We start from the raw sequence: 13,098 nt of genomic DNA, 5'->3' as shown, positions 1-13,098 counted from the left end.
GCTCGACGCCGCCGGTCCCGGGCTGGTGACGCGGGCGGCGAAATCCGCGTATCTGGGCACGCAGGCGGGCAACCTGATCGATCTGGGAACCGGCGGCTGGCTCTCCCTCGACGGCCTGCGCCAGGTGTTGCTCGCCGGCGACGACGCCAAGGCCCGCGATTGGCTGATGGCCGTCATGGGTCCCGCCATGCTCAGCCTCGGCGGCGTCGGGATCGTGCACGAGAGCAATCAACACCGTGCCCACCGGAGCGGCGACGATCTCCAGGATGCGGTCGACGAAGGAGAGGTGGCGGACCTTGCGGGCGCAGCCACCAATGACGCGCAGAAGCCGCACGTGCAAAGGCCGGTCAATAAATCAAGTCCCGATTACCGGCCTAGTGCCCTGAGAGCCCGGCTGCCTCGGGCCGCTGAAGATGCCTACACCCCATTGCCCGAACAAAAGGAGCCGACGATCCTGTTTCGCGGCGATACGCGCGGCCCTGATGAAATCTTTGTTGATGGTTTCACCGAGGACGGTCAGTCCTATCCCAATGGCATGATCTCGACATCCCTATCGGCGTCCGACGCAAAGGGCTTTGCAAAAGGCGCGGATGAGGATGGGCGGCCTGACGGCAGAGGCGGGTGGCTCTATACCGTCGTGTATGATGTGTCCGACGGGGATATCGTCTCCTCGTTGCCTGTGGAAGGAGGCTTCCCAAGGGGAAACCACTACGAAATCCGTTTCAGCGACACGATTCCTCCGGAGCAGATTCTCGCGGCCAGGCGGGTGAGTCCCGACGGACGCCTGATCGGCGAGCCGGTCTACAATCCAGACTTCGCGGACCCCGCCCGGCTCCCGGATGCGTTGCGTGGGGAACCTCTTGACGGCGCCGTAACAAAAGAGGGCAGCACGCCGCCGCCCCTGAACCTCAGGACAGCCGCGCTGTGGACACTGGCGGTGCAACTCGGCCTCGGCAATCTGGGGCCGTTCGACATCATGAGCAGCGCGTTTGCCGGCTGGATCGCAAACGTCGGGTCGGCCTACTCGAAACTGAGTTGGTTGAGCCAGAACCATTCCATGATCGACGTGTTTGAGCTGGCCGCGAGGGGGATGAAGGATGAGGCCGAGGAGCTGCTGGAAAAGGTTATCAAACATGCTCCCTGGTGGGGCGCCGCAAAGCTCAATGGAGAGGAAGCGGACGCTCTGCGGGACCTGGTGAGCCAAATCGTGCTGGCCGGCGACGCATACAAGCAGGCGAGAAAAGCGCTGCTGCCCAAACTGCGGGAGGCGCTGCCGGAGATCGATATCCGCAAACTGCCTGCTTCCGGCGGGGTCGTGCACGGCTGGCTTTCGGAACATCTGCAGGATGTGCCTGAGATCGACGCCATCGTGACGGCAATGCGGGAGGACCAGGCCAGCGAATATTACGGTCAAGATTCGCAGACGATCTTGCAAATGTTGTCGCTGAAACTCGGCGACCTTGCCGCCGACGAGATCCCGGACGGCGGCGTGCTTGCCGAAAAGCTTTCGAGCACGCGGGAGGCCAGAGAGGCCTACCAGACCCTCTATGAACTCATGCGCGAGGCGTTGCCCAACAAGATTGACCCGAAAGGAAGGCATGAGCCCGCCGGAACACCCACATTACCGCACTACCTCCAGTCGCTGCTGAGACTGCATGGTTACAAGCTCGGCAAGCGCTTGGCCGGGGTATTCGACCTAGCCGCAAGGGGAAGCACCGAACGGGCCGCAACCCGGCTTGGCAAGATCCTGGATGCGGGCCCGCGCAACGGAGGGGCGCAGCTGACCGAGGCTGAAACCGACGATGTTTGGGCGATGGTCGATCTCGTCGCGCAGGCCGGTGCGGACTATCGCGACGCATTCAGAGCCGTGTCGTCCGAGGCACGCAAGGTCATGCCCGGGATGACCGATGTAAGCGGGAAGAGCCGGCCTACATCCGCAGAGATTGTTCAAGGATGGTTGGAAGAGCCAGAATTCGCCAATGTTATCAATTGGATGGCGAAAGACAAGTCTGGCGAGTACTACAACAAGGATCGGGAGACTGTCCTCCAGGAGCTGTCCGAAAAGCTGGATCGCCTAGGACCCGACGATCTCCAGGACGGTGGCATTCTCGCCGAAAGGCTGTTGGAGACGTGGGGCGCCAGAGAGGTTTACAGGACGCTTCACCAGATTCTGGGCGAGGCGTCGCCGAGCAAGACGGAAGGGAACGAAATCAGCCACAAGGCGGCCGAGAAATATCCGGGCAGTTCTTTGGCGCCGGCGACCAAGGTCGGATATTTCTTCAAGTTGCTTTCGTTTGCTGCGCCATTCAACATGTTCCTCAACTGGCTCGCCAAGCCGATCGGCGGCTTGACCTATCCCTCCGATCCGGTGCGGGCAGGGCCGACTATGTTTGTCAAGGCGATATATCTGGCAATCTTGAGCAAGATCGACAACCTCAAGAAGACCTATCCGTTTCCAAGATCGCCTGAAAAAGAAGAAGAACTCCAGAAGCTCGATGCCGAGCGAAAAAAATGGAACACGGTCGGCGACTATATGAGCCTGTTCAGTGCTGCCAGCTACATCATGCTCGGAACATACTACGCGATCAGGGGAGATACCGTTATGGCCGGCTTGTTGTATAGCCAGACAGCGAGCAGCATTGCGTGGGTCATGGTCCAGCAGGACCCCCATCTGAAGATTGGCGAAAGGCTGCGATTCAACCCGGACCTCATGGAAAAGCTGGAAATCCCTACCAAAGCCAAGCCGGTGATCCGCTGGAGCTCCATCTCCCTCGGTGTTGTTGTGCCGACATTGCTGGTCATCGAGGACATTCTTTCGGACAAGGAAGATTCAAAGAGCCGCAGCATTCTGGACTGGACATTTGAGGGCATGGAAGCGCTCGACGGAGATGGCTACGTGCCCGTGTGGCCTGCGGCCGGGCCGGCCCAACCAACTCGACCGCCGGAACTGTCTGAAATTTCCGGGCCTTTGGTTCTCCTCGATCCTCCTGCGCCTCAGCAACTCGTCATCTCCGGGGACGGCCTCAACCTCGAGACATTCGTCGAAATGCGCCCGAAGGACGGCCTGGCCGAAAATGGCCGCCTCAATCCCGACCTGGATGAGCTTGGATATCGGTGGGTGGAGGCAAAGGATGGCGACAGCATTCGCCTTGTTGCCAGTCGCCATTCGGTGGACGTCGCGGAAACAGTGATGCTCAACATGGACCATATCGCTGATCCGAGCTTGATCTTTCCCGGAGACAGGATCTATCTGCCGAACTGATCTTGCCTCCTGAAGGTTCTGACATTCCCTATGCCAACATAACCAACAGTTTCACCGTAAGCGGTGTCGCTGTCGCACCTTGACCAAGATGCTTTTGGTAGTTTCGATGATTGCCGCCATGACGGGACGGCTGCTTCGCGCCTTCAAGTCAGTCGTTGGGCGTCCGGCTTGCCGATCTGCAAGCTGCCGGTCGGCTGCAGAGTCTCAGCGCCGCCAGTGAGCCGCTCAGCGGCTAGACTAGCGGCTTCCCGCAATTCGAGTGCTTCCCACCCCATTCACGATGCGTCCAGGGCTTCAGCCGAGTTGAGCTAGGATATTGTCGACGACGCTTGGGACCGTACCCGCCGTGTCGATATCGATGCCAACCGGGAGATATTCCCGGGTATGATGGTTGCGCAGTACCAGCCGCCGCTCGGCCAAATCGAAACCTGGCTCATTCGGTCGCCCATCTAGTCGTCGGTTCAATGTCTCAACGTCTACGTCGAGCACAAAAACCTTGTCGAATAAGTCCAGGAATTTGTGAAAGTTGCGCGATCCGCCGCAGAAGAAGGTGGCAGGATGGGTGGGGTCGGCAGCAATGGTCCGGACCTTGTCGACGGGCCAAATCCAGTGCGCGTACCCCCAAACGATGCGATCCTCGCCTTCGGGGGGGCCTGGCAGTGACTTGCCTGTTTCAGGGTCGCCGACATAGGCCAGGACCCGGGTCACCATCGACGACATGGTAACCCCGCCGCTCCAGTTCGGTAGCGACAGACGTTTTTCCAGTGCCGGAACCCCCTTCGATCAGATAGTTCTTGATTCCCATAGGCGCCGTTTATCATGTCGTTCAATCCGGCGAGAAGAGAACTCTGAGGCCACGCAACTCGGCTTCGATGCGATAGAGTTCACCGATCCGCTTCACGCCTCCTCCGCAATCGGCGCTGAGCCAGCGCGGATGATCTCGACTAGCTTGCGCCGTGCATGCGCCCAACAATAGTCGAGCCGGATGTCTGGGCCGACGTGATCGGGTGCGATCAACCGGTCCGGTAGGGGGCCGGAATGACACCCTGCGTATGCAGCGGCCACCGCTGACGATCTGCTCCCTAATGCTCGTTCGCCAGTTCCGGGGATTGTTCGTGTCCGCGGTGCTCCGGCAGTGCTGGAAAGAGCATTTCGACGCGTGTGCCTTCGCCCAGGCGTGAGTGGATCGACACCTCTCCGCCGCTCTGTCGGACGAAGCCGTACACGACAGCCAGGCCAAGCCCCGTGCCACCCCTGTTCGGTCGCGTCGTGAAATAGGGCTCGAATGCCCGGTCCATCACTTCAGGTGCCATCCCGCTCCCTCGGTCGCAGATTTCGACGGCAAGCATCGCTTGCCGTCGCTCGGCAGTGATGAGGATTTCGCCACCCTCTTGCATAGCTGCGGCAGCGTTCAAGCACAGATTAAGGACCGCTTGCTCGAACAGAGCAGGGTCGACGAAGACGGGCGGCAACGGCCGGCGCAGATCGAGCCTTATCACGCAATGATTGCCGGCAGCCATCTCGAGAACATCCAGCATTCCCAGCAGCAGTGCGCTGACATCGAATCGTGCCGGAGCAAGCACCTGGTGGCTTGCAGCCGAAAGCATGCTGCTGGCCAACGTCTTTCCGCGCTCCGCCGCCTTGCGTATGCGCGCCAGATGGCGCTGTTGCATCGGGTCAAGGGGCGAGGCCTTTTCCAACAGACCCAAGCTGCCCGTTATGATGCCGATCATGTTTCCGACTTCGTGGCTGACCTGGTGCGTCATGCGCATCGTCGCGTCGAGCCTTTGCGCTCTCCTGGCATCAGCTTCTTGGCGGTCCGCCTCCGTGATGTCGCGGACAAGCATCACTACCCGTTCGCCCGCCTGTCGTGAAAGCGAGATTTCCAAGACACTCTGTGCCGAGCATCTGGCTCGCAGGACTATCGGGTTGCGCAAATTGCCCGGGTGCGCCAGACCATCAGGAAGCAGGTCCGGGGCGATTTCTTTGATCTTCGACGCAAAGGAGCGCGCCGGCAATTTGCGGGCGGACGGTTTCTGCTGCATCAGCTTGATGATACGGTGGTTCATGGTTATCGGCCGGCCTGAATGGTCGAATATGGCGATACCTTCATTCATGCTGCGAAATGTCGATCGAATGGTGCGTGCAGCAGCCTCGGCGGTGCTCCGCAGGCGCGCGACGCGGTCGACACTTGCCTTGAATGCCGTGAAAGCCCGGACAAGGTTACGCAGTTCTGTTTCAGGACCTTCGAAGCGCGGCGCCTGAGCGTCCTTCTCGCCCCGAGCCAGCTGATGCATGCCCTCGGAAATCCCCATTATGGCCTTGGACACCCGGATCACCGTGAGGATTGCAGCGACGCTGAGCGCAATAACCAGCAACAGGGCGGCGAGGATGACTTGGCGCAAATGACTGAGTGCCTGGGTCGTCGAAGCGAACCCCTTGCTCAGTGTTTGCCCTGTACCCATGAACTGCGCTTCTGTGGCCGCCCCCAGATTTTGTGAAGCCGTGCCGAGCCGGGTGAGCGCCGACCGGACTGCGAACATGCGGCTGAGATAAGCCTGGCGCAGCTCGAAAACGCCGTCATAAAGCGCCAGTGTACCTTTGGCCTCGACCGCGGGGCTCGTGCTGCCGGGCGGTTCGCTGAGCCTCAGATATTGGCGTTGCAACTCGCCCAGTTGGAGAAAGTTGTCGGACGCTGCCGCCGATATCGCAATCTGCTTCAGGGCGACGTTGTTTGTTGGCACGAACCTGGGTTCTTGCTGCAGCGCCTCCAGTTTCGCCACGGTAGCACCAACAAGGCTCTTGTAGCGCTGCGCCTCGTCCGCATTGTCGGCAAGCGCAAGCGTCTCCTTTCGGATCGCCGAAAGCACGTCGAGGACCCGATGGGTTCGGTCGTCTTCGTCGAGATCGGCTAGAATATCGGCAGGCTGGCGCCCGACATATTCCATCAGAGCGTCGATCTGGCGAACGATCTGCAGACTTTCGTTGGAGAGCCTATAGGGCGACGTCGTATTGAGCAGAAACGGTGCCGTCGACAGCAGCGTAGACACCTGCCGCGAAATCGTCGACGCCTTGGCCAGGCTGGCGAAGGCGGTCGAGCTGTAGGAGGTCATCTCCGATTGTGCCCGAGACAGGCCGTAGATCGCCACGAGCGCGAGACTTGCCACCAGCCCGCAGATAGACAGGATCGCGAACGGCAACCGGAACGCTATGGAAGAGAAAAACGATCGATGCTTCAACCCGCAGCCTCGCTCGCAGGATCCACCACCAGAACATAGCCCTTGCCCCGCCGTGTCTTGATGTGCCTTGGCAGATAAGGATTGAGCTCGATCTTGCGGCGCAACCGCAGCACCAGCACGTCGACATTGCGATCGATAAAGCGATCGTCATCCGAACCCAGCCGATTGAGTATGCGAACGCGATCGACGGCTTCGCCCGGTGCTTCGGCCAGAACCTCCAGGAGTGCGAACTCCGAGTTCGTCAGCGTGGCGGCGGGATCATCCAGGCATACTGCGCGCCGCTGCTTGAAGTCGATCTGCCAGTTTCCGATTCGCAGTCTCGGTTCTGCCTCTTCTCGTGAAGGACCGTTTGGCTCCAGGTGCGAATGTCGCGTCGACCGGCGTAGAACAGCCTTGATGCGCGCCGCTAGTTCGATCGGCTCGAATGGCTTTACGACATAGTCGTCGGCGGCCGTCTCGAGGCCCAACACACGGTCGGCAGCGCTGCCAGATGCAGTCACCAGCAAAATGCCGATGTTCTGTTCCTGGCGCAGACGCTGCGCGAAAGCGCGTCCTGATAGCCCCGGCAGATTATGGTCGATCAGAGCGATGTGAACGCGCTGTTGCGCGAGCGTCCGCCAAGCCTCCTCCGCCGATGTAACGGCGATCGGCATCCAACCCTCGGAGAACACGAGATCGGAGATCAGTTCAGACATCTCCGGATCGTCCTCCACGATCAGGATCTTGATGTTTTCCAACAGCAACTCCTCCTGGTACCAACATACAGTCGCGCGCGGCGATTTCAAAAGGGAGCTTAATGACCGGCTTCGTCACAAATGTAACAATTGCCATTTTTGAAAGCAGATTGAGCGGGGCGTGAAAGGCTCGCAACACAAATCGAGTTGCGATTTTCGCTTCATGTAAGATCCTTTTCCGGCGGCCTTGAGGACATGGCCGGCTGCGTCGGAAGGGAGGATAGTATGAAGATTGGGATGCTCACTGGAGTGGCTTTTGCGACATTGCTGGCGTCAGTGCCGGTCGCGCAGGCAAGCGGCAGGCTCAACGTCCTTTGCGGCGCGGATGAGGCATGGTGCACCGCATTCGAGAAGGCATTTGAGCGCAAGACGAACATCGACGCGTCGATGGTGCGCAAGAGCTCCGGCGAGATCCTCGCCCAGGTCCGTGCCGAGAGGGAAAACCCCAAAGTCGACGTTTGGTGGGGTGGCACAGGCGACCCGCAGTTGCAGGGCTCATCCGAAGGGCTGTTGGAGCCATACACCTCAGTCAACAGGGCCGATTTGCTGCCTTGGGCACAGAATTTCTTCGAGATATCTGGTGGTCGCGCGGCCGGTATCTATGCCGGTGCGCTTGGCATCGCCTACAACAAGCAAATCCTGCAGCAAAAGAACCTTCCAGCGCCCAAATGCTGGAAGGATCTCGCCAACCAGGCCTATCAAGGCGAAATACAAATCGCCAATCCGAACTCTTCCGGAACAGCCTATACGGTGCTGGCCACGCTGGTCCAAATCTTCGGCGAAGACGAGGCCTTCAAATACCTCGGCGAGCTCGACCACAATGTTAACAACTACACGAAGTCGGGTTCAGCCCCGGTCAAGGCGGCCGCCCGCGGCGAAACCTTGATCGGCATCTCCTTCATGCATGATGCGGTGACCCAAAAGCAGGCCGGCTTCCCTCTGGAGATCGTCGCCCCTTGCGAGGGAACCGGCTACGAGATCGGCGCCGTCAGCATCGTCAAGGGAGCCCGAAATCTGGAGAACGCCAAGCTGTTCGTCGATTATGCCCTCAGCGCGGAGGGGCAGGCGACGGGAGCCGCGGTCGGACAGAACCAAGTGCCCTCGAATGGCAAGGCTTCCGTTCCGCCGGGAGCGCCAGACATCACCAAGATCAAGCTTGTCGACTATGACTTCGCCACCTACGGCTCTGCCGATGTGCGGGCCCGACTGCTGTCGCGTTTCGACAGCGAAATCAAGGCCGCCAGGTAGGTGAGGAATCCTTAGTTAGGCTCAGGCCGGGTCAGGACCTGCCCAACTGCCGACTTCAACCGAAGATCATGCGTCGGACGTCGTCCGCGCGCCAAGAAGGGAGCACGTCATGCAACGCGCCCTCGCCATTTCTGCGGCACTCGGCCTTGCGGGGTTCTGCCTCTTTCCCTGGTTTGGTGTCGAGTACGGCCTGTTCGAGCCGGATTGGATTGAAGCCGGCGGTTTGCTGTCCGAAGCCGGCGCCCCCGGCCTTCTTCACCTGCTTTTCCAAGGCCGGCTTTTGCTAGCGTTGCCTTTCCTGTCCCTGGCTCTGGCGCTGCTGTCGGCCTTTGATATGCGCTTCCTGCAAGGCTGGGAGCGATTGCTCCTGGTCGGGTTGGTTGCGGCCTTGCTGGCAATTGTCGCGCCGCCGTTCGTGGAACGCTGGACCGGACTCGAATTTTTGGCCGCCGTCAATTCCAGCGCGCTCGGTTATGGGGCGATGATCACCTGTGGGGGCCTGTTCGTTTGTGTGGCCATCGTCTGGTCGAAGTTAGGCTTGGGCAACCGGGACGCCTTCACCATCGCCTCAATCGGCCTTGTTCTGGCGCTTGTCGGCATGTTTGTTTTCTACCCGATTTTGCACGTCCTGGTTCAAGCCTTCGCTCCCTCTGGAGGGCAAGGTTCGATCACTTCATTTCTCACCACCGCGGCCGGAAGAGATATCTGGGGTCTTGCGTGCCTGTCTGGCGGGCGCAGTTGCGGCGTGGCGATCAACTCACTGCTCCTCGGGCTGATGACGGCAGGCAGCACCACACTGTTTGGGTTGGCTTTCGCGCTTTTGATAACCCGTACCAACTTTCCCGCGAAAAAATTGCTGCGCGCCCTGACTGTCTTGCCGATCATCACGCCGCCTTTTGTGGTGGGCTTGGCGCTTATCCTGCTTTTCGGGCGTGCCGGCGCCGTAACGACCTGGGTGTCGCAAGTGGCGGATATCGAAGCCGGGCGCTGGCTTTACGGTTTCTGGGGCGTTTGGCTGACACAGACGCTTGCGTTCACACCGATTGCTTTCCTGGTTCTGATCGGTGTTGTCGAGGGCGTCAGTCCGTCGCTCGAAGAGGCGGCCCAGACCCTGCGGGCAGACCTTTCAGCCACCATGCGCACGATATCGCTGCCGCTGTTACGGCCCGGACTCGCAAACGCTTTCCTACTGGGTTTCATCGAAAGCCTTGCCGATTTCGGCAATCCGCTCGTCCTTGGCGGCGCGCACGGCTTTCTTTCCACCGAGATATACTTCGCAGTGGTCGGCGCCCAAGCAAATCAGGTGCGCGCGGCTGTGCTCGCCATCATCTTGCTCCTGTTCACTCTGGGCGCATTCTTGCTCCAGCGCCGCTGGGTTGGGCGAAAAAACTACGCGACCATTACAGGCAAGGGCGACAATGGCGCACACACGCCATTGTCCAGCACCCATGCCTTGGTCGTCCATTGCCTCACGCTTCCCTGGCTTGCGCTGACGGTGGTCGTCTACGGCATGATCGTCTACGGCAGCTTTGTGAAACTGTGGGGTCTCGACCACGCATTCACGCTCGACCATTATCGCGAAGCTTTCGGTCTTGGCTGGTCGGATGGCGAGCTGATCTGGAACGGCTCGGCGTGGGGCTCGCTGGCGACAACCCTCAGCATTTCGCTGATTGCAGCGCCTTTGACAGCCGCCCTCGGACTGTTGACGGCTTGGCTTCTGGTTCGCCAGCAATTCGTCGGAAAAAGCGCCTTCGAGTTTGCGACGATGCTAAGCTTTGCCGTTCCCGGCACTGTGGTTGGCTTGAGTTACATCCTGGCTTTCAACGTCCCGCCGATCGAACTGACCGGCACCGGCGTCATCCTCGTCCTCTGCTTCGTATTCCGTAACATGCCGGTCGGTGTTCGCGGCGGCATCGCTGCGATGAAGCAGATCGATCACAGCCTGGACGAAGCCTCGCTGACGCTTGGCGCCGACAGTTCGCAGACGCTGCGCAAGATCGTGCTGCCGCTGCTGCGTCCGGCCATTGTGGCGGCCATCGCCTATTCCTTCATCCGCGCCATCACCTCGGTGAGCGCTGTCATTTTCCTGGTAAGCGCCGACCACAACATGGCGACAGCCTACATCGTCGGTCTCGTCGAGAACGGGAACTATGGCATGGCGATTGCCTACGCCAATGTTCTCATCGCCGTCATGCTTGTGGTCGTTATCGCCGTTCAGCTCGCTTTCGGAACCCGCCGCCTGCGGCGGCACGAACGCCTTGCCAAAATAGCGGCAGCTCCGGTTCGGTCATGAGCGCTGGACAAGACAACGGGCGTCATGCGGCGGCAACATATGTTGCATAACACCGTCTGGCGCTCATCGACGGGGTCACGAAAGGAGGACTGTTTCATGCTGCAAACTCCGAGAGCGGCTGCAAACACGGTGTTTGCTGAGCATGGTCGCGTGGTGTTCGAGGCCGTGTCCAAAGCCTATGGGAGTGTGTGCGCCGTAGACGATGTCAGCTTTGACATCGAACCGGGATCGCTGGTCACCCTGCTCGGACCGAGCGGCTGTGGAAAAACGACTACACTGCGCATGATCGCAGGGCTGGAACTGCCGACACACGGCCGAATCGTGATCGGCGGCCGTGACGTCTCGATGCTGCCCGCGACGTATCGCAACGTCGCCATGGTTTTCCAGTCGTACGCCTTGTTTCCCCATATGAGCGTGATCGAGAACGTCTCCTATGGCCTGCTGATGTCGGGGATACGCAAGACTGAAGCACGGTTAAAGGCTGAGCAGGCGTTGGAAATGGTCGGCCTCGCCGGCTACGGCACTCGGCTACCCAGCGAACTGTCCGGCGGGCAACAGCAACGAGTCGCAGTGGCCCGTGCCGTCGTTCTGGAACCGGAAGTTCTATTGCTGGACGAGCCCTTGTCGAACCTCGATGCAAAGCTCCGACGCCTGGTTCGCGACGAGATACGTTCCCTGCAGCAGCGCTTGGCCGTCACGACGGTCTACGTTACCCATGACCAGGAGGAGGCGATGGCGGTATCCGATGCGATGGTCGTGATGCAATCGGGTCGCGTCGCGCAGCAGGGAACAGCGGCCGGGCTCTACGAGCACCCCCGGTCTTCCTTCATCGCGAGCTTTATTGGAGAAGCCAACCTACTAGAGTGCGAAGCGCGCCAGTCCAGGGACGGGCAATGGGTCGCGATGATCGCAGGCTCCGAGATAGCAGTTTCGGATGCGGCGCTCCTGGCCGGGCCGGCAAAGCTGGTGGTCCGCCCGGAAGCGCTTCGTCTAGTTCACACAGAAGCCCATGACGGCTTGGTCGGAGAAATCGAATCCTGCGCCTTTTTGGGCGACAGGATTCTCTACCGGATCAACTCGCCAATCGGCCTGCTCTACCACACCGAATATCAGGCTCCCATCCGGAACATGGATTCACGGTCGGTCGGACTGCTTCTCGATCCCAGCAAGCTCAAGCTTGTCACTGACTGAAACCGAGTGAAGCCTGAGGCGAAGTGCGGCTTTCGCGTTCGACGAGAAGCATCGCCGGCAAGTTCGTGGAATTCTCAATAGAGCAACAAAGGAGGGGAGATATGGTCCAACGGCTTGCGACGAAGGACGAAATCCTCGTGTCCTCGAGTCTCGGGGCAGGAGCACCCTACGATGTTGAGGAGCTGCTTCTCGACCAGTTCGGGGAGATGCCGCAGTAGCTTATGCTGGCGGCGAAGTATATGCTCGATCATCCGGCGGACGTCGCATTCTGCTCGATGCGTGAACTGGCGCGCAAGGCAGCGGCGGGTCATGCGACCATGATGTGGTTGGCGCTTTGGGAGGAAATCCCGTCGCGATATCGTGCGATTTTCGCTGCCGGCAGCGTACGGCCGCCCGTCGGCGCGCTCCCGGATTTGGACGTTCATGTCGAGCCTGACAACGTCATCGCCACTTTAGCGCGCCAAACATCCCCTTTGGCCGAGGGCAGGGAGTTCTCGCAGCATCTTGTGGAATGCAGCGCAGACCCTTGCTCGCGCGTCGCGGATAGACGACCGGCCAAGCTCGGGGAACTTGACGTCTACTGGCGTAACTCGTGATGGGCGCAGCACAATATGCCTCATCGTCAGCATTCAGGGTCGCGTCGAGGATGTCGAAATATTCAGACGAACTATTTGACAAAAGTAAGCCGGCCCAGATTTCAGCCGTGCGTCGACACGCGCTCATGCTCCTGGAGAGGTTCAATGATCCCAAGATGGCCCGTTCGCGCCTCAAGGCGAGTATAGAGACCTTCAAGCGTGAGCGAGAGTATTGCTATACTGCGCCATATGTCCCACTTGCGTTTACACTGGTCAATAAGGAGTCGATGCTCTGCCTGCGAACAGACGAGGATGGCGGACTCGGCGTTGAAGCGTGGCCATCCGAAATGGGCGATATGCCCCTTGGAGATGCGATGATGTGGAAGCAGCGGTTGGAGGGATCCATCGGCGCTGAATTGGCAGTGATGGGCGCGGCGGAATATTTTGTGGAATTCGCGCGACAGGCACCGGAGCGAATCTCTTACTGCTACTCATTGCTAGAAGAGATCGACACCATTCTCCAGTCTTTAGAATAGCGGTCGAGCCATCGGACGCG

Annotated in this window: 8 protein-coding genes and 2 pseudogenes; 6 read left to right on the top strand and 4 right to left on the bottom strand. The window is 59.9% G+C overall.

The features are described 5' to 3' along the window. Positions 1 to 3,262, top strand: a 3,262-nt coding sequence (locus EN853_RS34125; protein WP_210234807.1) for a hypothetical protein, incomplete at its 5' end; no start/stop codon positions are given. A 294-nt stretch (positions 3,263 to 3,556) separates the two neighbouring features. Here EN853_RS34125 and EN853_RS23880 read toward each other — a convergent pair. The 4 genes and pseudogenes from EN853_RS23880 to EN853_RS23865 form a co-directional block, all read right to left on the bottom strand. Then, positions 3,557 to 4,067 (bottom strand): annotated as a pseudogene (locus tag EN853_RS23880) (nucleoside kinase). Positions 4,068 to 4,112: 45 nt separating this feature from the next. Then, positions 4,113 to 4,285 (bottom strand): annotated as a pseudogene (locus EN853_RS23875) (transposase); the annotation flags it as partial. A gap of 59 nt (positions 4,286 to 4,344) precedes the next feature. Further along, positions 4,345 to 6,501, bottom strand: coding sequence for an ATP-binding protein (locus tag EN853_RS23870; protein ID WP_127861729.1), 2,157 nt, complete (start codon positions 6,499 to 6,501; stop codon positions 4,345 to 4,347). Beyond that, complete coding sequence (locus tag EN853_RS23865; RefSeq protein ID WP_127861728.1) at positions 6,498 to 7,244, bottom strand: response regulator transcription factor; 747 nt, start codon at positions 7,242 to 7,244, stop codon at positions 6,498 to 6,500. The genes EN853_RS23870 and EN853_RS23865 overlap by 4 nt, the downstream gene beginning before the upstream one ends. Positions 7,245 to 7,460: 216 nt before the next feature. Here EN853_RS23865 and EN853_RS23860 point away from each other — a divergent pair, with 216 nt between their 5' ends. From EN853_RS23860 to EN853_RS23840, 5 genes are all read left to right on the top strand, one after another. Further along, positions 7,461 to 8,483 (top strand): ABC transporter substrate-binding protein, encoded by a 1,023-nt coding sequence (locus EN853_RS23860; protein WP_127861727.1) that lies wholly within the window; start codon positions 7,461 to 7,463, stop codon positions 8,481 to 8,483. A 109-nt stretch (positions 8,484 to 8,592) separates the two neighbouring features. After that, on the top strand, positions 8,593 to 10,776 hold the full coding sequence (locus tag EN853_RS23855; RefSeq protein WP_127861726.1) for an iron ABC transporter permease: 2,184 nt from the start codon (positions 8,593 to 8,595) through the stop codon (positions 10,774 to 10,776). 96 nt (positions 10,777 to 10,872) lie between these two features. Next, on the top strand, positions 10,873 to 11,967 hold the full coding sequence (locus EN853_RS23850) for an ABC transporter ATP-binding protein (RefSeq protein ID WP_127861725.1): 1,095 nt from the start codon (positions 10,873 to 10,875) through the stop codon (positions 11,965 to 11,967). 239 nt (positions 11,968 to 12,206) lie between these two features. Continuing rightward, the gene (locus tag EN853_RS23845) at positions 12,207 to 12,563 is read left to right on the top strand and encodes a hypothetical protein (protein WP_127861724.1); all 357 of its coding nucleotides are present in this window, start codon (positions 12,207 to 12,209) and stop codon (positions 12,561 to 12,563) included. Positions 12,564 to 12,613: 50 nt separating this feature from the next. Continuing rightward, the gene (locus tag EN853_RS23840; RefSeq protein WP_127861723.1) at positions 12,614 to 13,078 is read left to right on the top strand and encodes a hypothetical protein; all 465 of its coding nucleotides are present in this window, start codon (positions 12,614 to 12,616) and stop codon (positions 13,076 to 13,078) included. The last annotated feature ends 20 nt before the right edge of the window (positions 13,079 to 13,098 follow it).

This window comes from Mesorhizobium sp. M1C.F.Ca.ET.210.01.1.1, assembly GCF_004791585.1.
Lineage (GTDB): Bacteria > Pseudomonadota > Alphaproteobacteria > Rhizobiales > Rhizobiaceae > Mesorhizobium.
Note: the sequence above shows the minus strand (reverse complement) of the source record. Positions and strands in the feature narration are given on the sequence as shown.

What these genes read in the sequence shown, in the direction of transcription:
- EN853_RS23860 (WP_127861727.1), top strand. Translation starts at nt 7,461, where the DNA reads ATGAAGATTGGGATGCTCACTGGAGTGGCTTTTGCGACATTGCTGGCG.
- EN853_RS23855 (WP_127861726.1), top strand. Translation starts at nt 8,593, where the DNA reads ATGCAACGCGCCCTCGCCATTTCTGCGGCACTCGGCCTTGCGGGGTTC.
- EN853_RS23850 (WP_127861725.1), top strand. Translation starts at nt 10,873, where the DNA reads ATGCTGCAAACTCCGAGAGCGGCTGCAAACACGGTGTTTGCTGAGCAT.
- EN853_RS23845 (WP_127861724.1), top strand. Translation starts at nt 12,207, where the DNA reads ATGCTCGATCATCCGGCGGACGTCGCATTCTGCTCGATGCGTGAACTG.
- EN853_RS23840 (WP_127861723.1), top strand. Translation starts at nt 12,614, where the DNA reads ATGTCGAAATATTCAGACGAACTATTTGACAAAAGTAAGCCGGCCCAG.